Raw genomic sequence first — 21303 nt, 5'->3', positions numbered from 1 at the left:
CGTCGGGCTGCGGGGCGCGGCCCGCGCCCCCCCCCCCCCCGGCCCGCCCCCCCCCCGCCCCGCCCGCCCCCGCCGCGCCCCCCCCCCCCCCCCCCCCCCGGGGGGGGGGGCCCCCCGCCCCCCCCGGGCCCCCCCACCCCGGTGGCCATCGGTGCGCGGCGCGACGGCCCTGCCCTGCCAGCAGCAGGGTGGCTCAGCCCATTGGATGATCACTTTCAAGGGCAGGCCACCGCTGGTGCTGCATCGACGTGCCCACTAGATTCCTCGCGCATCCAGCTTGCGTCTCAGGACCAGCAGCTCACCGTGGGCAGCCTCGAGAGCGGCCCGCAACTGAGTAACCTCCTCACGGTGTTTTCGACGGTCGGTTGCCAGTTGCTGGGTGAGCCGACGGACCAGGACGCTGGCAGCAGCTTGGGAGTCTAGGATCGTGAGCTGCATCAGTGGGAGTGGCGTTGCGGCGCGATCGACGAAGGTCTTCAACTTGGGGACGCAGGGTGGGGTGTCGGTAGATGAAGTCGGTGGATACACCTGCCGCCCGGGCGATGGAGGCGACGCTCACGGGTTGCTGCGACGCGCGGGCCTGTCGCAGCGCTTTCTCGACGGCACTCTCGGCTTGCTTCCGACGCTGCTCGGTGGCCTTCGCAAGAGCCTCAAGGCTGCGGCTCATGGCGCCTCCAGGGTGTCGTGGTCAGGGTCCTGTGGGAGCAGTCGTTGCGGAGCGCCGGCACCGCGCACGGCTGTGGTCGTGCCATCGCAGTGGCGTATGCAGTCGAGGGCGAGCAGGATGCCGTCCAGGGCCGCGATCTCCTCGGAGCGGCCACGGAGCCAGATGTTGTCGTGGGCCATTGGGTGGCCGAAGCGCTGTGTGTGGGCCTGCTGGCGACGGTCGATGAGGCTGGCGGTCTCCTCACGTTGCTGTTGGAGTACGCCGGCGAAGGTGGCGTCAGTGACGAACTTCGTGCAGGACAGGCAGGCGTTGCCCTTGTCGCAGGACTGGCGGGGCGGCAGTGTGCAGTAGCCGTTGGGGAGGATCCGGTCGGTGCGCTGGTACAGGGCGAGCGCTTCGAACATCTCTCGCAGGTCGCGATCGTATGTCCTGCCGCCGGCAGTGACCTTCTGGTAGCGCAGGAATTCCCGCTCCGCGGTCGTGGACAGAGTCCGGGCGTAGTGCAGGAACATCGCCGGAGTCTTGTGGCCCATGTAGCGCATGGCCACGTGAAGGGGGATCCCGGCGTTGAGTAGGCTCGTGGCCTTGGTGTGGCGGAAGGTATGGGTCTTGGAGATCTTGATCAGGTGACCCTGGTCATCGCGCAGGTCGATGGCGGCGGCGAAGGCCGTCAGCCGTGAGCGGGCTGTAGCCGGGGGATAGGAGTGGTCCCCGTTGCGGTTGTTCCGCTTGCCCAGGAACAGGTACTTCGGGGCGATGCCGGCCCGGTTCTGATCGACCATGAAGGACCGCGCGTCCCGCTGCTGCTCACGAACCAGGTCCAGGGTTTCCTGGTCGATCAGGATGGTGCTGTCATCGGTGATGATCTTCGTCTGCTGGTAGCGCAGCCGCGCGACGTGGCCGTCCGGGTCTGGGAAGGGAATGGCCACGATCGGATCGAAGTCAAGCAGGGTGATCTCGCTGATCCTCCTGCCGGTCTTGATCAGCAGGCCGACAATGCGGACCAGCTGTTCGTCGGCGAATCCGCCCTCGTCCTTGGGCTGAGCGAGAAGGCCGCTGTGCTCGGCGATCCGGCTGATCACAGCATCGCTGAGGACGCCATCGGGCGGCGGTGCTTTCGGGCCGGTGGGCCTGTCGCCGTAGCGGAACAGCACGGCGTGCTGCGGGCCCAGCCAGAGCCAGCGCGGTTCGCCGAGGGCGTCGGCCGCTTCCTGGCGTTCTTCGAACAGGAATCGGTAGAGCTGCTCCAGCCCTGTCATCGCCGCGCGGCGCTGGATCTGCCCGAGCTGAGCGCCTTTGTTCGCTCCGCCCGTGCAGCGCTGCTGGTTCAGCCACTGCCGGAAGCCCTGGACCCACCGCCCGAGCTGGCGCTGGTCGTCGACCAGGTGCGGGCCGTCGCAGCCCACTGCATCGAGGTAGCGCTGGAACCACGAGAGGTTCACCTGGCGAGTGAAGGCGCTGCTCCAGGTGTAGACACCACGCTCCGCCCTGCCGGGGCACCGACGACTGCAAGGCATGGGAAGAATCCGGTGCCAAGGCCGCCGTCGGCAACGCCACGACGATCGCCGACGGCGGCTATCCAGGCACGGGCCGTTCCCTGGTTCGAGCACGACAAGGACGACAGAGCTGCGGCGTCCCGGCAGCGATCTCGAACCCGGAGGACTCGTCCCAAGGAACCGCCCCCCACAGGCTCACCACGGCGGCCCAAATGCGGTGCAGCAGAGCCCAGTCGGGGTTGTCCCCACTGAGGGTGACGGTGGCTAGCAGGTCGCATCCCCAGATGCCCCGCTCGTCATTAGGCGATGCAGCGATCACAGACTCTGCGATCTCTGCTACGCCCACATGTACTTCCAGTGTCAGCAAGTCCGCGACTGGCCTGTCGCTGTCGCTGGAACCAGTACCGAGCCTGAACGCGGCCACCGAATCCTCGAACGGCCCCAACCACTCGCCCAGCAGACGGTCGCCGCCCTCCAGCAGGTGGTCCAGCAGGCGATCAAGCGCCTCGTCGCCTCTGTCTTCCCCAGAGCGGCAGAAGAAGCTGAGTTGGTAGGCCACGATTCCCCCGTCGTCCGCGCTTGACCAGAAGTGTTTGCACTGCGTCATCATGCACGCCGCACTTGTGATCGCGGTCGGCGGAGTCTTTACGACTGGGTCAAGCTGCCCGCGGCGGTGCGCGTCCTTGCTGGTGGGCTTTAGGGGTTTTCCCTGGGCGGGGCCGTGACCTGCGGAAACAGGGAAAGGGGTCGGTCAGGACGCGTCCGCCAGAGCCTGCGCATTCGCCTCGGGCTCCTTCGGCGCGGCGGAGGTTGTCTGCTTCGGGCTGCCGCCACGGCTGAGGTGCACACCGATCGCTGACGTTGCCAGGCTCAGTACGGCGGCTGCGCCCCAGGCGATCCGGAAGTCGTGACGTGAGGTGGCACCAACGTGGGAGCCACCGAGCACCGTAACCAGGACCGCGACGCCGACCGTGGCCGAGATCTGGCGGACAGAGTTGACCAGCGCCGACCCGGTCGCCACACGGTGCCCCGGCAGGGCGTGCACACCGGCCGCCACCAGAGTGCCCAGGGCCAGACCGATGCCCGTGCCGGTCAACAGCTGGCTGGGCAGCAGGTCACGCACATAGTCCGGCGTGACGGACGCGAAGCAGGCGCGCCAGACCATGCCGCCGGTGAACAGCAACCCGCCCACGGCGACCAGTGGACCGTGCCCGAAGCGCTGCGCGGCGCGGACGGTCAGAAGGGTGACGACCGGCACGAGGGCGGGACCCGGGACCAGGGCGACACCGGTGCGCAGAGCGCTCCAGTGCCAGACTTCCTGGCACCACAGCACGTTCGACAGCAGCATGATCGCGAAGGCGACGCCGAACACGAGGCTGCCCGCGTTCGCCGCTCCGAAGCGCGGCAGCCGCAGCAGGTCCAGCTCGAACAGCGGGCGGGGGTGCCGCAGGGACCTGGCGACGAACGCGGTGCCGCTGATCACGGCAACGGCCAGGAGCAGCACGGTCCTGCCGCTCGTCCAGCCCCAGTCGGGCGCCTGCACCAGCGCCCCGGAGAGTGCCGCGACCGACGAGATGAGCAGCGGGGCGCCGAGGAGGTCGGGCAGCGGCCCGGCCTCCCGGGCGGCCGGCTTCGGCAGCACCGCTCGGCCGGCGAGGATCGCCGCGATGCCGATGGGCACATTGACGGCGAAGACCCACCTCCAGTCGACCTCGACCAGGAGGCCGCCGGCGACGGGCCCGGCGGCCGCGGCAAGTCCGCCGACCGCAGCCCAGCTCCGGGTGGCGTGGGTACGGCGCTCGGCCGGCACCGTCGCCAGCAGCAGGGCCAGGGACGTCGGGATCTGGGCGGCCGCCCCGGCGGCCTGCGCCACCCGGGCCGCGACGAGGGTCCCCAGGTTCGGGGCCAGGGCACAGCCCAGCGACGCGAGGGCGAAGACGGCGATTCCGGTGAGGAACACCGGCCGCTGACCCATGCGGTCAGCCGCACGCCCGGCCACCACCAGCAGCGCGGCGAAGGTGATCGCGTAGGCGTTGAGGACCCAGGACAGCGAACCGAGCGTCGCGCCCCTGCCGTCCCCGGAGAAGCTCGCTCCCATGGCCGGAAGTGCGACGTTGACGATCCACAGATCCAGGTTGGTCATGAAGACGGCCACCAGGACGACAGCCGTGACCGTCCGGGGCTGCTTTGACAATCCAAGCATTGTGGGCATGGCGGCAGTCAAACACGGGGTGATTTGAAAATCAAACCTTGTTGGGGTGATAGTGGACCCGTGACCACGCGCATCGATCCCCAGGACATGGCCGGGCGCCCCTGCTCGCTGGCCGCCGCCCTGCAGGTCGTCGGCGACCGATGGGCCCTGCCGGCGATTCGCGAGGTGATGCTCGGCAACCACCGGTTCCGGCAGATCGCCAGGAACACCGGTGCCCCCACGGACCGCCTGGCGGCGCGCCTGAAGGCGCTGGTGGAGAGCGGTGTTCTCGAACGGCGCCCGCTGCCGGACGACACACGCCACAGCGGCTACTACCTGACCGAGGCGGGGCGCGACCTGGCGGGCATCACCCGCGAGCTCATCGGCTGGGGCGACCGTTGGGCCGTCACCACGCCGCCTGTTCGGCTCCTTCATCGGGACCACGAACTCGTGACCCGCGCGGTCTGTGAGATCTGCGGCGAGCAGGTCCACGCTGCAGACGTCCACCGGGAGGAGATGATCCCCGGCTGGGACCGCTCCGGTCCGGTGCAAGCCCCGTAGACCGTGCCGTGGTCGTCGATCCAGATCTGATGCCGTGTTTGAAGGAGATGTGATGCAGGTAGCCGTGGTCACCTTCGACGGGTTCAACGAACTCGACAGCTTCATCGCATCCGCGCTGATCAACCGATGCCGTAAGGACGGCTTGGAAGCCTTCATCACGACGCCGACACCGGTGGTCACGTCGATGAACGGTGTGGAGGTGACGGGGCAGCGCCCGATGGAGTTCGTGACCGAAGCCGAGGTCGTGCTGATCGGTAGTGGCGTGAAGACACGAGACGTGGTCGCCGACGACCGGCTGATCTCCCGGCTGCCGCTCGATCCTTCGCGACAGCTCGTCGGTGCGCAATGCTCCGGCGCGCTGGTGCTCGCCCGGCTGGGGTTGCTGGACGGCATGCCGGCTTGCACCGACATGAAGAGTCGGCCCTTTGTCGAAGCCTGCGACGTGACCGTGCTGGACGCGCCGTTCCACGCCGAGGGGAACATCGCCACGGCAGGGGGCTGCCTGGCGTCCCAGTACCTCGCCACCTGGGTGATCACCCGCATGCTCGGGGAGCACGCCGCGCGCGACGTCCTCGGCTACGTGGCTCCGGTCGGCGAAAACCAGGAGACCGTCGAGCGCGCCATGCGCGCCGTCCACACGGGCGAGGTCGCCCTGCGCTGACGCCCGGCGATGATCAGTCTCGGCACAATGAAGATCCACCATCTTTAAGCCGTCTGGGCACGGCCTGATGTGAGGTGGCGGTCGGTGCTGGTCACGGCGGTTGTCGGAGCTCAAGCTCTCGTCTGCCGCTTCGGTGATCACGGGTTCACGGATTCCCCTGGCATGAGGCGCCTGTCCGTAGATTTGGGCGGGAGAGCGTTTCGCCTCCGGGCCCATCGACGAACCGTCTGTGTCGACCGCATCATCCTCAGCCTTGAGTCCGCGGGCGTTGCGCGGGTGCCGCACCTCAGGAGACCTACATGAACGAACTACTCACCGAGGCGATCGAAGCCCACGGCGGGAACACACGCTGGCGCCAGCTGACTCAGGCGCGAGCCACCCTTGTCAGCGGCGGTCATCTGTTCGCCGTGAAAGGCTTGCCGCAGGATCCCGTGCCGCGCGAGATGACCGTTCTCCTCCACGAGGAGCACGCCTCGGTCAGACCCTTCGGCGCCCCTGACCAGAAGACCGACTTCACGCCCGGACGTGTGAGCATCGACAAGCTCGACGGGCGAGTGGTGGCCGAACGTGAGGACCCACGGTCATCCTTCAGCGGCCACACTTTGGAGACCCCCTGGGACCCGCTGGACCGCGCCTACTTCAACGGCTACGCCCTGTGGACCTACCTCACCACACCGTTCCTGCTGGCCATGCCCGGCTTCACGGTCACGGAGATCGAGCCGTGGCGGGAAGGGGACGAACTGTGGCGAGGACTGCGCGCCACCTTCCCACCCGAGATCGGCAGCCACAGCACCCACCAGGACTTCTACTTCGGCCCCGACCGGCTGCTGCGCCGACACGACTATCACGTCGACGTGGCAGGCGGATTCGCCGCCGCGCAGTACGTCTACGACTGCGTGGAAGCGGACGGCATCGTGCTGCCCACCAAGCGCCGGGCCTACCGCCGCGACGCCGATGGCTACCCCACCCTCGATCAGGTCATGGTCTCGATCGACCTCAGCGACATCCACTTCAGCTGACAGCAAGGAGAACGTCTGGCCGATGCGCTCGATGGCGGTGAAGATTTCGGCAACGATGCCTTCGGCCTCATTGCGTTCGGCAGGCAGAGCGAACGCCCGAGCTGGTTCGGTGAGGATGTCGGCGCCTATTGGACGAGGCCGAGGTCTCGCGTGTGCTGGCTGTGATGGCGCTCTTGGAAAGCGTGGCGCCGCCGGTGGCGGTACAGCAGCGAACAGCAACCACAGCAATCGACCATGACCGACAGCCCCCTGTACGACCGCACAGCGACCTCTATGACGGCCGCTGACCGATCTCTGTAGAGCCACGGATCAGATGCTCCTCTGCACCCCCGCTGCAGGCTGCCGCTATCCAAATACCGCGTCCTACCCGTCGTCTTTGGCCCGCTCATCTTCGAAGACGAGGAGCGGTTTGGCACCATGAGCGGGTGTTTCGGCGAGCGAGATGGCTTCGGTGAAGCGTTCGAGCGGGAACGGCTGGCCTTGGGGGATGCTCAGCACTTCATCGGCGACGAGGCTGCGAACCTCGGACAGTGCGCGCAGCGCATCCTCGGGTGAGGCAGCACCGAACCAGCGGTTCAGCCAGAAGCCACGGACCACCTTGGTCTCGTAGATGATCGAGCGTGCCTGCAGCGGGATCGTCAGTGCCGCAGGGTCGGTCTGCCGATGAGTGGAGAGTGCGCCGTAGACCACGACCTCTCCTGCTGGAGCCAATGCCTGGGACACCTGGGCACCTACGTGTCCCGCGACACAGTCGATGGCCTTGCGCACGCCGGCCGGTCCTGCAATCTCAGCCACACGCTGCGCCAGGTCCTCGTCCTCGGTGCAAATGACCTCGTCGCCACCGAGCGCTTTGATCTCCTCGACGGCAGCGCGCCGCCGCACGACATTGATCGTGCGCATACCCAGATGCCTGGCCAGCTGAATGACGAGCCGGCCGACGGTGGAGCCCGCGGCCGTCTGCAACAGCCATTCGCCCGGCTGTACGTCGAGTTCGCGCGTCACGAGGAGCAGCGCGGTCAACGGGTTGACGGCGAGTTGACAGGCGCTGGAGTCGCTCAGACGGTCGGGGACCGGCAGAAGCCTATGCGTATCGGCAACAAGGTATTCCTGCCAGGTGCCGGCCACTCGCGGCCCTGGTACCGCCGGGACAGCAGCGACCACCACGCGCTCGCCGATCTTCAGTCCCTCGGTATCCGGTCCCAGGGCCTCAATACGGCCCACGCATTCCATGTGGCCCCCGACAGTGGGAAACTCGGGGGAGAAACCGTAGCGGCCACGCAGCACGTGCAGATCGCTGGCGTGAATTGGAGTCGCCTTCACACGGATCAACGCCTGGCCGGCTTCTGGCGTGGGAACAGGCCGGGATTCCAGCCGCAGGACATCGTTCGGCTCGCCGACCTCTCGGGCTACGAGCGCGCGCATGGATTGCGGCATGAGTGACCTTTCGTCTCTCAGCACCCGACGAACTCGGCGGACGTTCTGGGCTGGAACGACGCAACCTCCGGCGGGCCGCGACGCCATATGTTCAGCTCGCCTCGCCTGATCGATCGCCAGGTGTCACCCCTCCACTCCTCCCAGCCTGCGCTCCTTCGCGAGCGCTGTCATGTCGTAAGCAGCCTTGCCCCCTGACGCGAGGCTCGCGACGTCATAAGAGCTGCACCAACGCGCCGGGCCTTCATGAAGGGGGCAGCTACTCCGATCACCCGTTGATGACGCCGAGTACGTGGACAACGCGGACAGCACCTGCGGAAACAGCTGAGGCCGCAACGGCGGCAGGTCCAACACGTCTTGGCATGCGAGGGAGCGACGCGTAGGAGCCAGGAGCAAGCTGGATACGGGAGGTGGGTTGCCGTGGCGCACAACCAAGCCATTTCGCCCGTCGAGGGTGCGGCAGTACTGGAAGCTCTGTTCCACCAGTCCCCGACTGGCCTGATGGTCCTGGACACGGAGTTGCGAATCCTGCGGATCAACGTCCATACGCCGTTCCTGTACGAAGCGCCCCCTGAGCAGATCACGGGCCGACGCGTCACCGACGTGTTTGACTTTTCCGCGCCCGGTGAGGTCGAGGCGATGCTGCACGGCGTGCTGGAGAGAGGCGCGCCCGCACAGGGGCGACTGGTGGGAGTGCGTCCGAAGGGCGCGCCGGGGCCGGAGTATCTGTTCTCCGTCTCGGCGTCCCGTCTTGAGGAGGCGCAGGGGAGGATCTTGGGGGTGCTGACGGAGATACTCGATGTCACCGAACGCGAAAAGGTACGTGCCCGTCTGCGCGTCCTCGGCGCGGTGCGCGAGCGTGTGGGACAGACCCTCGACGTGGTGGCCACCTGCGAGGAACTGGTGCAGGCGGTGGTGCCGGATCTTGCCGACATCGCCGTGGTGGAAGTGGTGGACGCAGTGGTACGTGGCGAGGAACCTCCGCCAAGTCCTTTTGGACGGGAGGTGCCGCTGCGCCGTGCCGCCTTCGGCCGCAGTGGCGGCGAGGAGCAGGTTCAGGCGCATCCGGTGGGTGACGTGCGCGCTCTGCCGTTTCCGACGCCTTACGCGCAGACGCTGACCGACCTCAAGCCCCGCCTGGTCGCCCTGGGCCCCGAAACGCCCTGGTTGGCGGCCGTCCCGCAGCGCGCCGAGGCGATCCGCGCCTCCGGTGCCCACAGCCTTATCACCGCACCCCTGACTCTGCGGGGAACCGTGCTGGGACTGATGAGCTTGTATCGCACCGACCAGGGCGACGTCTACGACCAGGGCGATGTCATCCTCGCCGTCGCAGTGGCTGCTCACGCCGCGCTGTGCATCGACAACGCCCGCCGTTACACCCGCGAGCACACCATCGCCTTGACAATTCAGCGCCACCTGCTGCTTCGCGAGGCTATGACGCAAACGACTGTTGAAACCGCGCACGTACTGGTGCCCTCTGAGGTGGGCGGAGGCGGTGGGTTCGACACCTTCGCCCTGTCCGGCGCCCGTACCGCACTGGTCGTCGGTGAAGTGGCCGGCCAAGGCATCCACGCGGCCACAACCTTGGGACAGATAGGGACCGCCACGCACTCCCTGGCCGCGCTCGACCTGGAGCCCGACGAGCTCCTTGCTCGCCTCAACGACACCGCAATACGCCTGGCCCAGGAACGCGCAGCTCTGCCGCCCGGCGATCCCATGCCGCTCAGGGGAAGCTGCGTGTACGCGGTCTACGACCCGCTCGCCCGTACGTGCACCATCGCCCTGGCCGGCCACCCCCCACCCGTGATCGCCCATCCCGACGGGAGTACCGAGATCCCTCACCTGCCGAGCGGACCTCCCCTGGGCAGTACCGAAGGGCCCCCCTTCGCTGCCACCACGGTCTCTGTCACCGACGGCAGCGTCCTCGCCTTCTACACCCCATCCCTCCTGCACACCCCGCAATCCCCGGAGACCGTCCAACGGGTGCTGGCCCACACTGACCGGCCACTGCAGGATCTGTGCGACGACGTGCTCTACCGGCTGCGGAACGACACCCGCCGCGGCGACGTCATCCTCCTCCTCGCCCGCACCCACACATTTCCCGCGGACCAGGTCGCCGCATGGCATCTCGACCACCACCCCAGAGCCGTTGCCGCGGCGCGCACCCACACCCAACGCCAGCTCACCCATTGGGGAGTGGATGAGGAAACCGCCTACACCACCGAAATGGTCGTCAGCGAACTGGTCACCAACGCCATCCGCTACGGCACACCGCCTGTGCGGTTGCGGCTCATCAAGGACCGCACGCTCACCTGCGAAGTCCGCGACGGCAATTCCCTCGCGCCGCGGCTGCGCCACGCGAAGACGGTCGACGAAGGCGGGCGCGGATTGTTCATCGTCGCCCAACTCGCAGGAAACTGGGGTGTCCGTTACTCCCTCGACGGCAAGATCGTCTGGGCCGAGCAGACTCTCCCGCCCGCAACCTCACCCCGCCCCCAACAGCGGTCATAGCGACACCGAGGGCGCGCGGATCGTCGTCGGCCAGCTGTATGCGTCCCTAGAACACCTGGCCGATGCAGCCCGGACGGGTCAGCCAGTTCCGTGGGTCCCCTCCATCGCGCCGCGCATGGTGGTCAGCGGGCCACGACCGGGAAGAGCATGCAGCTGCTGGTGGCGTGGGCCAGGAGCCGGTCGTCGGAGTCGCGGAGCTCTGCCTGGGCGAGGGCGGTGCGGCGGCCGCTGTTGAGGACGGTGCCTATGGCGCGGACCTTGCCGGTGTCGACGGTGATCGGGCGCAGGAACTTCAAGGTCAGGTCGATCGAGGTGTATCCCATGCCCTGAGGCAGCACGGACTGCACCGCGCAGCCGGCCGCCGAGTCGAGCAGCGTGGCGTAGACGCCGCCGTGGACGCTGCCGATCGGGTTGTAGTGCTCCTCGCCCGGCACCAGGACGAAGACCGCCCGGCCGTGCTCGGCCTCCTCCAGAGTGAAGCCCAGAGTGGCGGCGATCGGCGGGGCGGGCAGGCGCCCGGCCAGGATCTCGCGGAGGAAGTCGAGGCCGCTGTGGTGAGGGACGGCGTCGGCGGAAATGGCAGGGTCTTCCCAGCCGAACACGCGTGATCTGTGTATTGCCGCTCCTGCCCGGTCGGTCGCGTCGGCACTCAGGGACTTCTTCGATGCTTCGGACATGCGGGAGCTCCTCAGGGGCGTGTGTTGTCGGTGTGGCGTGCCGGTCGGCGATGGCGGGGGCGGGCCACTTCTGCGGTGGAATCGTCCTGTCCGGTGTTCAGCCGCCGCTGGGTTCAGGGGCTGTCCGGGCTGACGCGGATGAGACCCGGGCCGGCGTCGACGAACGAGTCCCCGATCGGCACGTCGTGGCCGTCGTCGCAGCGGAGCACCGCGTGCACCGGGGCGTCGCAATTCTCGTGGCGTACGACCACGGGGGGCCCTTGTTCGTCGGTGGCCCAGGTGTCGCCCCACTGCCGCAGCGCCACGATGACGGTCCGGAAGTCCCGCCCCTTCTGGGTCAGTTGATAGGCGTACCGGGTCCGCTGGCCGGGCTCCTGGTAGGGGACGCGTTCCAGGAGACCGGCGGCGGTCAGTTCTTTCAGGCGCGCCGCGGCGGCGGGTTCGCCGATGCCCACACGCTTGGCGAAGTCGTCGAACCGGCGTGTGCCGAAGAACGCCTCGCGCATGATCAGCAGCGCTGTCCTGTTGCCGACGATCTCCAGAGTCCTGGCGATGGAGCAGTTGGCCATGGACCAGGCGTCCCGTTCCTCCAGCAGATCCTTCATCTCTCCGCCCTTCAGCTGGCTTGCCTCAAGCAAAGTCAGCTTAGGTCGTCGTAGCTAACTTATGCAATCGTAAGTCAGCTGGGTGTGCGCATTACGAGGGAGGAATCATGGACATCAGCACAGCAACCGTCCTGGTCACCGGGGCCAACCGCGGGCTCGGCAGGGCGCTCGCCCAGGAGCTGCTCGCGCGTGGCGCCACCGTGTACGGGGCGGCCCGCCGACCGGACCAGATCGATCTGCCCGGCGTGAAAGCGATACGGCTCGACGTCACCGACCCCGCCTCCGTTGCCGCGGCCGCCGAGGAGGCCCGTGACATCTCCGTCCTGATCAACAACGCGGGCAGTTCCACGGGCGCCGATCTGCTGACCGGCAGCTGGGACGCCGTCCGCCTGGAGATGGAGACCCACTATCTGGGCACCCTCGGCATGATCCGGGCTTTCGCTCCCGTGATCGAGTCCCAGGGCGGAGGCGCCGTCCTCAACATCCTGTCCGCTGTCGTGGATCAGCTTTCCCGCCGTCGGTGCCTACGCCGCCGCCAAGTCCGCGGAGTGGAGCCTGACCAACGCGGTTCGCCAGCAGCTCGCGCCCCGGGGCATCACCGTGTCCGGACTCCACGTCGGCTACATGGACACCGACATGGCCCGCCATGTCAACGGGCCCAAGACCGACCCGGCGGGCGTCGCCCGCGCGGCCGTCGACGGCATTGCCTCCGGGGCTGCCGAGATCGTCGTCGACGACCGCAGCCGCCAGGTACAGGCCGACCTCTCCGGCGGCGTCGCCGCCCTTTACCCGCACCTCGGCTGAGACGAGGACACCGTGACTTCCACTCCTTCCCCCGCCTCGGGCCGGCTCAAGCCGACCGACCGGCACACCGGTGTCCGGCCCTCCCCGAACCACCCCTCCCGGCTCGCCGCCGGCGTCACACTCATCGCGATGTGCCTGGGCGCCATGACGACCTTTCTGCTGGTCACCGCATCGGTATCGGCACTGTCGGCCATCCAGGACGACCTGCACGTCTCTCCGACCGGCCTCGTCTGGATCCCCTCCGCGTACACCCTGGTGGTGGCCAGTCTGGTGATGTCCGCGGGCACCATCGGCAACCTCCACGGCCGCAAGCGCGCCTTCGTCACCGGCGCCGCGATCATGATCATCGGATCGCTCATCGTCTACGCGGCGGGTTCGGCGGGAGGCGTCATCGCCGGCCAGCTCGTCTCCAGCCTCGGCGGCGCACTCATCCTGCCCAACAGCCTGGCCATCCTGGGGGCCACGTTCCCCGACCCCCACCGGCGCACCGAAGTCGTCACCATCTGGGCGGCCTCCTCGGGCATCGGACTCGCCGCAGGCCCCCTGATCGCGGGCACACTGCTGGACCACTTCCACTGGAACACGGTCTTCCTGTCGACCGCCGTCCTCGCCGTGGTCACCCTGGTCGCAGCAGCCTTCGTAGCGGAATCGCGCGGCCCCGCCGGCAAGCTCGACATCCCCGGCCAGGTCCTGGCCGTCCTGGGCATCGCCGCCCTCGTCTACGCCCTCATCGAAGGCGGACACGACGGCTACACCAGCCCCCGCATCCTCATCGCCTGGATCACCGCGGCCGCGGCCCTGACCGGTTTCGTCCTCGTCGAGCGCGCCGACCGCACACCCATACTGGACACTACCCTGTTCCGGTCGGCATCCTTCAGCGCCGTCATGTTCGTCGCGGCCGTCTCCCTGTTCGGCTTCACCGGCCTGGCCATCCTGTCGGTGCTCTTCTGCGAGCGTGTCCAGCACCTGTCCGCCCTGGACGTGGGATGGCGGCTGCTGGCCTTCTTCGGCGTCTACGTCATCGTCAGCTACACGACCGGACGCGTGATCCGCCGCACCGGCTTCAAGCTCCCACTGACCCTGGGCTTCCTCATCGGAGCCGCCGCCACAGCCGGACTAACCACGCTGGAGCCGAGTCAACCACCGCAACGGTTAGCGCCCGCGCGAGTGGGACACGAGGGCCGGCACCGGGACCGAGGCCCGCCGCTACATGGGACTCGACCTGCTGGCCAAGGCCTGCCTCCGCCCGATCGAGTCAGAAACCCACGACACCGTCCTGCCCACCGAACTCATCGCATAGCCTCAAAAGCGAGATCACCGAGTGGCCGTCGATACACCACTCCAGCGGACGTGACCGAATCGCCACACGAGCGAGACGCCGTGGGACCCAGGTCAGCGAGATCCGTCGGTAGCCCTGTTCGGCGGTCCCGAGCAGCTGGCGGCCTGGCGGGAGCACCGCCCCTACGTCGCCGACTTCACCGCGTGAGCAAGCCGAAGGAGAGCCGCTCATGATCACACTCCCCACCCTGCAAGCCGTGCGGACCACCCGCGAGGGCCTCCTGTGGGAGCCCAGCGAACGCTGGGTGCGCGGCCGCAAGGGCGACGTCACGGTTGTCGACAGCCGCCATCCGGTCCTGGTCTGGGAGCCGGGTGTCTCTGCTCCCCTGTACGTGTTGCCCCGCACGGAGGTGCGCGAGGACCTGCTGCGCCCCGCGAAGAACCCGCCGACCGGCACTCACACCGGCTCGCAGATCTTCTACGACCTCGACATCGACGGCGAGCTGCTGGAGAACGCAGCCTGGACCTTCCCGGCCACAGACCTGGCCGACCACATCGCCTTCGAGTGGTTCCGGCGAGTGGGCAGAGGGCTGGACCACTGGTTCGAGGAGGAGGAAGAGATCTTCATCCACCCCCGCGACCCGCACAAGCGGGTGGATGCCATCCCGAGCAGCCGCCACGTTCAGGTCTCGGTCGGTGGCACGCTCGTCGCCGACACCCGCCGCCCGGTCCTGCTGTTCGAGACCGGCCTGCCCACGCGCTACTACGTTCCGCGCGAGGACGTCCGCCTCGACCTGTTCGAACCCACCGACCATCGCACCGGCTGCCCCTACAAGGGCACCGCCGAGTACTGGTCGTGGCGCGGCGAGGCCGACGTGCCGCCGAACCTGGTCTGGAGCTACCCGGACCCGCTGCCCGCGGTAGGACCGATCAAGGGGCTGCTCGCCTTCTACAACGAGGCGGTCGACATCACCGTGGACGGCGAGCGCGTGGAGCGCCCCGTCACCCACTTCACCAAGACGCTCTCGGTGCAATCACACACATGACGAGAAACGACCGCCGCATCGGCCGCAACGGACCGGTCCACGGTCGGGCCGCAGACCTGGACGGAACCGTCGGTGGTGACGGTGCACGACACACCGTGCTACGGCAAAGCCGAGGCCCGCGCGCGGGGCAGGCTCCACCCCGAACTTCAGCAGCGTGCCGCGTGGATCGACCACGACGGCGAACTCCCCATCATCGAGGGAACGTTGACCGGGCTGGAGGTGGACCACCTGCCCCGTGACCGCGAGGCACCACCGTTCGGCCCGCAGACTTGGGGTGTGCTGACCCACTAGATCGTCTCGCGCTACTGGTGTGGAGCGCAGTTCAGGTTCAGGCTTGCCGCTCGGCCACGTCTCGGCGCGGGCCGCCAAGGACGAAGCCGGTGTCCCGGCGGCTGATAGACGGGCCGGGGCCATACCGCGCTCGGGCTCATGGCCGGGGATGACGGTGACCGAGCGGCTGGCCGAACTGCTCCTGGGAGAAGGGCCGGCACCCGGACGCCGACCGGATCGAACGCGGGCTCCTGGAATCGTCGGGTGTGGGCGTTGGGCGATGACGATATCCGGCGGGTGCTGGAGCTCTGCCAGGTCATCGCCCGGTAGAACTCCCTCGCCTGGGTGAAGGAGCCGGTCGAAATGGCACATCCGGTGGGGGAGCGGCGACCGCCACCGTGCCTCAGTGAAGGACAGGCTGATCGTCGCCATGTTCTGTGCTCGCGCGACCGATGACCTGTACCGGGGCCGACGCTGTCACCGTCACTCGTTTGGCCGCCATCTGTCGCTGGGTCTGCTGGTGCATGCGAACCGGCCAAGGGCCAAGAATGACCGCCCGCGCCGCTGCGGCGACCGGCCGCCGAAGACGGCCCCACCTGTTTCTGTTCGGATTGACAGTGGGCTACCGGGCCCTCGTACTGAACACGAGGGACCCTTGATCAAAAGTTTCCCTGTGGTGGATTCCACCATCCGCAATCTCCCCCCACTCAGCGAGGCGCCATGACGGTGCAGCAACAGCACGCCACGATTCCGACGGTTCTGGTGTACGAAGACGACCCCGGATTCCCTCCGCAGGTCAACATGCCAGTACCGCATCCCGTTCCGCATCTCGACACACAACCCTTCCCGACGGCCATCGCGGAAGCCGCGCCGCAGCCGGATGGTGCCGGGCCTGGCACTGAGGCCTTCCGCTACTGGGTGGCGGCCGATGCGCTCAGCAGGGCCAGCCAGACCTGGGGTCCGCTGGTTCCAACCGGAACGCACTGGCACCCGATGGCCGGCCGGGCCCTCACCGCGCACCTCGATGCAGGCAACGACCTCAACGCCTTCTACGACCGTAAAGGCCTGTGGTTCTTCCGCAGTACGGTGGCAGGTGTCACTGTCGCCGCGTGCGAGAGCCCCGAGGTCGTCGCGCACGAGACGGGCCACGCGATCCTCGACGCCCTGCGCCCTCGGCTGTTCAACGCCGCGAGCGCAGAGACGGCCGCCCTGCACGAAGCCTTCGGGGACATCAGCGCGCTGCTGACCTCGATCCAGCTGGAACCTCTGCGGATCGCGGTACTGGCCGAGACACAGAGCGACCTCGAACTGTCCTCGCGGGTGTCGAGGATGGCCGAGCAACTGGGCGCTGCGATCCGGCAGGGTCACCCGAACGCGGTAGACCCGGACTGCCTGCGCAACCTGTCGAACAGCTTCTTCTACCGCGACCCGGTCGAGCTGCCGCCGAACGGACCGGCGAACATGCTCTCCAGCGAGCCGCACTCGTTCTCCCGGGTATTCAGCGGTGCGTTCCTGAAGGTGGTCGCCGGGATCTTCCGGCAGCAGGACCTGCAGGACCAGGCCGGTCTGGCCTTCGCGGCCGAGACCGCAGGACAGCTGCTGGTCGATGCCGTCGTGGCCGCGCCCGTGGTGTCCGCCTACTACGCACAGGTCGCGGGTCACATGATCGCCGCGGACCAGCGCCGCAACGGCGGCAAGTACGGCCCCTCCCTGCGCTCGGCGTTCATTCGCCACGGCATCCTCTCCCTGGAGGCCGCCGCGTCCATCACCGAGCCGGAGGTGGCACGCAAAGCCGCCGGAATCGCCGAGGCCACGCCGGGCGGTGCTGACGACGAAGGACTCACGGCCGTAACGATCCACGGGGCGGCGTATGGACTCACCCAGCCCTTCACCCTCTCCGCCCCCGCACAGGAACGGCGGTTCGGTATCGCGGGCTCCGACCCCGCCGGCGGCTCGGTGCGACCCGCCGACCCCGAGCGGGTCGCCACGTCGTACCTCGAGGACCTGTTCCGCCGCGGTCGCGTCGCCGTACCCGAGGAGTACCGCTCCGCTACTGCGTTCGTCGACGACAGCCCCTCCCGGCTCAAGACGCACGAGATCACGCGAAGCACAACCGGCGAGGGCCTCGCTCTGGTGAGGAGGTGTTTCGACTGAGCAGTCGCGGCGCAATCAGTGGAAAAAGCGCAGACGACGGATGGTGAGCCGTCCGTCGTCCCCGCGCTTGACGACGTGAGTCGTACGCGGCGTAGGCTCCTCTCCCTCGAACACCGCCTCGCCCCGCGCCAGCAGGTCGCTGATGAACTTCTCGGTTGCCCGGCGCTCGGCGTCATCGTTCTGCCCGCCTTCGCCGGCGCCCTTCCGGTCCTCATCACCATTTGCACTCACGTAACGCACTCTATGTCGCGGATATCCGGATGCCTGCCGAGAGCAGATCACGCGGCCGTCGGGTCCGGCGTAGGCCCAGCCGCTAGGTGTATGGATCACGATCGTTGTTCACCATGATCAAGCCCCGCGGCCGAGATGGGCATCTCACGCGTCACGGCCCACAAATGGATCCGCCGCTGGCGAGCAGGGGCTTCACGACCGTTCCAGCCGCTCTTTGACGACACCACACCGCACGGCGACATCGGTCGAGGCCCGGGTGCGCCGGCTGCGCCAGGGCCGCTAGTGGCTCGTCTCGCAGCGTTGGCCGGGTAATCGACGTGTTGTCCGGCGGTCGGCAGACTGTCTCCAGGTCCTGGTCTTGGAGGTGGGCGTGGGGCGTCGGCCGAGTGTGTTCGTCCGGGCGGTCAGCATGGAGGAGGGCCGCAGGCTGCAGCGGATCAGCCGGTCGTCGAAGGATCCGGTACGGCTGCGGCGGGCGATCGTGGCGCTGGTGTCCGCCCAGGGCCAGACGATCAAGGACATCACTTCGCTGATGCAGGTCGGCGAGGACTACGTCCGCGACGTGATCCACGCCTTCAACGAGCGCGGGTTCGATGCTCTGGACCCAAAATGGAGTGGGGGACGCCGACCGGCGATCAGTGAGCGGGTGCGTGAGCACATCCGCCTGATCGCCCGGACGTCCCCCGCCGACTGGGGCATCACCGGCTTCGCCACCTGGAGCCTGACCAAGCTCGCCGACCACCTCGTCGGCCGGCACATCGTGCCGAGGATCAGCCGGGAGACCCTGCGGCGCATCCTGCGCGAGGGCAAGGTCTCCTGGCAGACCACGACCACCTGGAAGGCCTCCACCGACCCGGACTTCATCACCAAGATGCACCGGATCCTGGCGTCATACGACACCCCGCCGGCCGACGGGCGGGTGATCTGCGTCGACGAGTTCGGCCCACTCAACCTGATGCCACGCAAGGGCAAGGCCTGGCGTCCGGCCGGCAGACCCCGTCGGCTGCGGGCCACCTACAACCGCTACGGCGGCGTGATGCACATGCTCGCCGCCCTCGACCTGGCCACCGGCAAGATCTCGTGCCAGCGGGGTGGGCACGGCTATGAGCCGTGGCCGCGGCGCGCGGCTTCGAAGAAACGCCGGAACCGGCACGGCCTGCGCGGGTCGTCGACTTGATGGCGGCGTTGCGGGAGTCCGTCGACAAGGCGAAGGACTCCTGCGGACAGACCTGAGCGGGCGCACCGGCCCGCCGAGGACCGAGGTCATCCGTCCAGGAAGCCGATGTCCCTGTCTGGCCGGCAGTGTGAACAGGCCTCCACGCCGTCCGCGAGTGCGCGCCGGGCTGTATCGCTGTGCATACCTCGGGAGCGCTTGCCGGCCATGAGGCAGCCGCCGACGTGCGCCCAGGTGCCGAGGGCGCCGACGCACGGTAGAACGTTAGGGGTGAGGGACGGGAACATCCCTGATGAGGATGCGCGGCCGCAGCGCGTGGCGAGGTCGGGGATCGACTACCAGGCGTTATTCGCGGTCACCCCCAGCCCCTATATGGTGCTCAGCCCGGACCTGGTGATCGCCGACGTCAACGAGGCAGCTTGCCGGGTGACCGGCCGAACTCGGGAGGATCTGCTCCGGCGGTACCTCTTCGACGCCTTCCCTGAAAATCCGGCGGACCCGGATGCTGAAGGGGTGCGGAATCTGCACGCCTCCCTGCAGCGGGTCCTGCGTTCGAAGGAACCGGACACGATGGCGCCGCAGAAGTACGACATTCCCGTGGCCGACCAGCCCGGCGTGTTCGAGGAGCGATGGTGGTCCGCGATCAATACCCCGGTGCTCGGGCCAGACGGGCAGGTGGCGTGGATCATCCACCGAGGGGAGGATGTGACCGCGTTCATCCTGTCCCACCGCCGCCCGCGAGAAGGCACGGCGCCCAGCGACGCAGAGGCGATGGAGGTCGAACTGTATGCGCGTGCGCGCGAGCTCCGGCAACTGAACGAGGAACTGCGCCAAGCTCACGCCCGGGAGCGCCAGGTCGCCGTCACTCTGCAGGAGGCCATGCTCCACTCGCCCCATTTGGCCCGGCACCGGGACACCGCGGTGCGCTACCTGCCCGCCGCCGGGTCACTGAACGTGTGCGGCGACTGGTACGAGGTGGTCGACCTGCCCGAGAACAGAGTCGCCGTTGCGGTCGGCGACGTCGTCGGCCACGGTCTGGAGGCCGCCGCCGTCATGGGCATGCTCCGTAGCGCGCTGTCCGCCTCTGTCCGGGCCGTCGAAGGGCCCGCGCGTGCCCTGGACGTCCTGGGCCTGTATGCACGCTATGTGGAGGGTGCGCTGGCCACCACCGTCGTCCAAGCGGTCGTCGACACCCAGGCTCGCCGCATCACGTACAGCAGCGCCGGCCACCTGCCCCCCGTTCTGCTCCACGAAGACGGCACCTGCGACTTGCTTGACCAGGCCACCGACCCTCCGCTGGGGGCCCGCCCCAAACACGTCCCCCGCCCCCAGGCCGTCCTGCCCTACACCCCCGGCGACACCCTCGTGCTCTACACCGACGGCCTCATCGAACGCCGTGGCGAGGACATCGACGTCGGCCTGCAACGTCTCACCGACGCGCTCGGCCGCCGTGCCCGCCACAGCCCCGAACACCTTGCCGACGCCCTGCTCGCGCACCTCGGCGTCAGCAGTGGCGCCCGCGACGACATTGCCCTGATCGTCCTCCGCCTATGACCCGCGCGCCACAGGTGGCGAACCCCGCCAACTGAAGACTGCGGGTTCGAGGGCGGTCGGCCCCGCACGGACATCCACCGCGGAACCGTCCTGGAGCACGCCGTCCGGTGGTCAGGCATCGAGGCGGGCTCAGGTGGTCGCGGGCGGGTCGGTGAGCAGGTCGTCCGCATGCTCTCCGGTGACGAGATAGACCACGCGTTGGGCCACCGCCACGGCATGGTCGGCGAAGCGTTCGTAGTAGCGGCCGACGAGCGTGGCATCCACGGCCGTCTCGACTCCGTGGTGCCACCGGTCGTCCATGAGGTGCTGGAAGATCGTGCGGTGCAGTTCGTCCATGCGGTCGTCGTCCTTCTCCAGTTGCAGTGCCGCGTCGATGTTGTGGGTGATGAGCACCTCGGCGGCCTGGGCCATCAGGCGCTGCGCGAGCTGGCCCATTTCCAGGATCGTGCGGCGCAGGTCGCGCGGAATCGCGCGTTCGGGATAGCGCAGCCGAGCCAGCTTGGCCACGTGTTGAGCGAGATCTCCCGACCGCTCCAGGTCGGCGCTCATCCGCAGTGAGGTGACCACGATCCGCAGGTCCCTGGCGACCGGCTGCTGCCGTGCCAGCAGCGTGATCGCCCGATCCTCCAGGTCACGCTGCAGATCGTCGACTTTCTCATCGCCTGAGATCACGTTCTCGGCAAGGTGTAGATCGGCATCGAGGAGTGCCGTAGTGGCTCGGCCGATGGCCGAGCCGACCAAGTTCGCCATCTCCACGAGGCCGTCAGTGATCGATTCCAGTTCTTCGTGGTAGTGCTCTCGCATCGCGTGCCTCACCGCGCAGTCGCCCGTTCCCCAGCCTCCGCCGACTGCCAGATTTGCGCACCTCCTGAACGGGCCAGCGCACACTCGCCATCCGCAAGTACCGAGCGGGGCGAGGCTGAGCGCCAAGGCGGCCAAGTTGTTTGAGCCGTGCAACGGCGACAAGCTCGCC

At 68.2% G+C, this 21303-nt stretch carries 20 protein-coding genes and 3 pseudogenes; 13 read left to right on the top strand and 10 right to left on the bottom strand.

Translation table 11 applies throughout. The features are described 5' to 3' along the window. Positions 1-343: 343 nt before the first annotated feature. Together ACFYZZ_RS25800 and ACFYZZ_RS25795 are read right to left on the bottom strand one after the other, a co-directional pair. Positions 344-667, bottom strand: a complete 324-nt coding sequence (locus ACFYZZ_RS25800) for a DUF6262 family protein (RefSeq protein WP_389180296.1) — start codon at positions 665-667, stop codon at positions 344-346. Beyond that, the gene (locus ACFYZZ_RS25795; protein WP_389180960.1) at positions 664-1926 is read right to left on the bottom strand and encodes a tyrosine-type recombinase/integrase; all 1263 of its coding nucleotides are present in this window, start codon (positions 1924-1926) and stop codon (positions 664-666) included. The genes ACFYZZ_RS25800 and ACFYZZ_RS25795 overlap by 4 nt, the downstream gene beginning before the upstream one ends. Positions 1927-2150: 224 nt before the next feature. On the opposite strand from ACFYZZ_RS25795, the pseudogene ACFYZZ_RS25790 reads away from it, so the two are divergent. Next, positions 2151-2294: pseudogene (locus ACFYZZ_RS25790) on the top strand (IS5/IS1182 family transposase); the annotation flags it as partial. Here ACFYZZ_RS25790 and ACFYZZ_RS25785 read toward each other — a convergent pair. Both ACFYZZ_RS25785 and ACFYZZ_RS25780 read right to left on the bottom strand, forming a co-directional pair. Then, complete coding sequence (locus tag ACFYZZ_RS25785) at positions 2243-2722, bottom strand: hypothetical protein (protein ID WP_389180293.1); 480 nt, start codon at positions 2720-2722, stop codon at positions 2243-2245. The pseudogene ACFYZZ_RS25790 and the gene ACFYZZ_RS25785 sit on opposite strands and share 52 nt — an antisense overlap. Positions 2723-2914: 192 nt before the next feature. Beyond that, a complete protein-coding gene (locus tag ACFYZZ_RS25780; protein WP_389180291.1) occupies positions 2915-4366 on the bottom strand; it encodes an MFS transporter in 1452 nt (483 codons plus the stop codon). A 69-nt stretch (positions 4367-4435) separates the two neighbouring features. Between ACFYZZ_RS25780 and ACFYZZ_RS25775 the strand changes: the two genes are divergently transcribed. The 3 genes from ACFYZZ_RS25775 (at position 4436) to ACFYZZ_RS25765 (ending at position 6595) form a co-directional block, all read left to right on the top strand. After that, positions 4436-4915, top strand: coding sequence for a winged helix-turn-helix transcriptional regulator (locus tag ACFYZZ_RS25775; RefSeq protein ID WP_389180288.1), 480 nt, complete (start codon positions 4436-4438; stop codon positions 4913-4915). Between the two features lie 52 nt (positions 4916-4967). Further along, positions 4968-5576, top strand: coding sequence for an AraC family transcriptional regulator (locus ACFYZZ_RS25770; RefSeq protein ID WP_389180285.1), 609 nt, complete (start codon positions 4968-4970; stop codon positions 5574-5576). 299 nt (positions 5577-5875) lie between these two features. After that, positions 5876-6595, top strand: coding sequence for a hypothetical protein (locus ACFYZZ_RS25765; RefSeq protein WP_389180282.1), 720 nt, complete (start codon positions 5876-5878; stop codon positions 6593-6595). 363 nt (positions 6596-6958) lie between these two features. On the opposite strand, the gene ACFYZZ_RS25760 is transcribed toward ACFYZZ_RS25765, so the two are convergent. Continuing rightward, positions 6959-8029, bottom strand: coding sequence for a zinc-dependent alcohol dehydrogenase family protein (locus ACFYZZ_RS25760; protein ID WP_389180280.1), 1071 nt, complete (start codon positions 8027-8029; stop codon positions 6959-6961). Positions 8030-8446: 417 nt separating this feature from the next. On the opposite strand from ACFYZZ_RS25760, the gene ACFYZZ_RS25755 reads away from it, so the two are divergent. Then, positions 8447-10537 carry a SpoIIE family protein phosphatase gene (locus tag ACFYZZ_RS25755; RefSeq protein WP_389180277.1) on the top strand — a complete coding sequence of 697 codons (2091 nt, stop codon included), beginning with the start codon at positions 8447-8449 and terminating at the stop codon, positions 10535-10537. 122 nt (positions 10538-10659) lie between these two features. On the opposite strand, the gene ACFYZZ_RS25750 is transcribed toward ACFYZZ_RS25755, so the two are convergent. Then, on the bottom strand, positions 10660-11154 hold the full coding sequence (locus ACFYZZ_RS25750) for a PaaI family thioesterase (protein ID WP_389180957.1): 495 nt from the start codon (positions 11152-11154) through the stop codon (positions 10660-10662). Positions 11155-11327: 173 nt separating this feature from the next. After that, a complete protein-coding gene (locus tag ACFYZZ_RS25745) occupies positions 11328-11819 on the bottom strand; it encodes a winged helix-turn-helix transcriptional regulator (RefSeq protein ID WP_389180274.1) in 492 nt (163 codons plus the stop codon). Positions 11820-11926: 107 nt separating this feature from the next. Here ACFYZZ_RS25745 and ACFYZZ_RS25740 point away from each other — a divergent pair. The 5 genes and pseudogenes from ACFYZZ_RS25740 to ACFYZZ_RS25720 all read left to right on the top strand — a co-directional run bounded on the left by ACFYZZ_RS25740 (position 11927) and on the right by ACFYZZ_RS25720 (position 17371). Continuing rightward, positions 11927-12623: pseudogene (locus ACFYZZ_RS25740) on the top strand (SDR family oxidoreductase). 12 nt (positions 12624-12635) lie between these two features. Then, the gene (locus ACFYZZ_RS25735; protein WP_389180271.1) at positions 12636-14135 is read left to right on the top strand and encodes an MFS transporter; all 1500 of its coding nucleotides are present in this window, start codon (positions 12636-12638) and stop codon (positions 14133-14135) included. Further along, on the top strand, positions 14132-14947 hold the full coding sequence (locus tag ACFYZZ_RS25730) for a DUF427 domain-containing protein (protein WP_389180268.1): 816 nt from the start codon (positions 14132-14134) through the stop codon (positions 14945-14947). Before ACFYZZ_RS25735 ends, ACFYZZ_RS25730 begins: the two co-directional genes overlap by 4 nt. An 81-nt stretch (positions 14948-15028) precedes the next feature. Further along, complete coding sequence (locus ACFYZZ_RS25725; RefSeq protein WP_389180265.1) at positions 15029-15238, top strand: hypothetical protein; 210 nt, start codon at positions 15029-15031, stop codon at positions 15236-15238. 972 nt (positions 15239-16210) lie between these two features. Beyond that, positions 16211-17371 carry a hypothetical protein gene (locus tag ACFYZZ_RS25720; protein WP_389180262.1) on the top strand — a complete coding sequence of 387 codons (1161 nt, stop codon included), beginning with the start codon at positions 16211-16213 and terminating at the stop codon, positions 17369-17371. Positions 17372-17386: 15 nt separating this feature from the next. On the opposite strand, the gene ACFYZZ_RS25715 is transcribed toward ACFYZZ_RS25720, so the two are convergent. Then, a complete protein-coding gene (locus ACFYZZ_RS25715; RefSeq protein WP_389180259.1) occupies positions 17387-17602 on the bottom strand; it encodes a hypothetical protein in 216 nt (71 codons plus the stop codon). A 126-nt stretch (positions 17603-17728) separates the two neighbouring features. Between ACFYZZ_RS25715 and ACFYZZ_RS25710 the strand changes: the two are divergent. Both ACFYZZ_RS25710 and ACFYZZ_RS25705 read left to right on the top strand, forming a co-directional pair. Then, positions 17729-17882 (top strand): annotated as a pseudogene (locus ACFYZZ_RS25710) (IS481 family transposase); the annotation flags it as partial. Positions 17883-17972: 90 nt separating this feature from the next. Next, complete coding sequence (locus tag ACFYZZ_RS25705) at positions 17973-18779, top strand: IS630 family transposase (RefSeq protein ID WP_389180256.1); 807 nt, start codon at positions 17973-17975, stop codon at positions 18777-18779. 86 nt (positions 18780-18865) lie between these two features. Here the strand turns inward: ACFYZZ_RS25705 and ACFYZZ_RS25700 are convergent, their stop codons facing one another. Continuing rightward, a complete protein-coding gene (locus tag ACFYZZ_RS25700; protein WP_389180253.1) occupies positions 18866-18961 on the bottom strand; it encodes a DUF6233 domain-containing protein in 96 nt (31 codons plus the stop codon). 85 nt (positions 18962-19046) lie between these two features. On the opposite strand from ACFYZZ_RS25700, the gene ACFYZZ_RS25695 reads away from it, so the two are divergent. Continuing rightward, positions 19047-20330: a PP2C family protein-serine/threonine phosphatase gene (locus tag ACFYZZ_RS25695; RefSeq protein ID WP_389180250.1), complete on the top strand. Its 1284-nt coding sequence runs from the start codon at positions 19047-19049 to the stop codon at positions 20328-20330. Between the two features lie 129 nt (positions 20331-20459). On the opposite strand, the gene phoU is transcribed toward ACFYZZ_RS25695, so the two are convergent. Then, the gene (gene phoU, locus ACFYZZ_RS25690) at positions 20460-21134 is read right to left on the bottom strand and encodes a phosphate signaling complex protein PhoU (RefSeq protein ID WP_389180247.1); all 675 of its coding nucleotides are present in this window, start codon (positions 21132-21134) and stop codon (positions 20460-20462) included. Positions 21135-21303: the final 169 nt, after the last annotated feature.

The organism is Streptomyces sp. NPDC001816, assembly GCF_042892235.1.
Lineage (GTDB): Bacteria > Actinomycetota > Actinomycetes > Streptomycetales > Streptomycetaceae > Streptomyces.
Note: the sequence above shows the minus strand (reverse complement) of the source record. Positions and strands in the feature narration are given on the sequence as shown.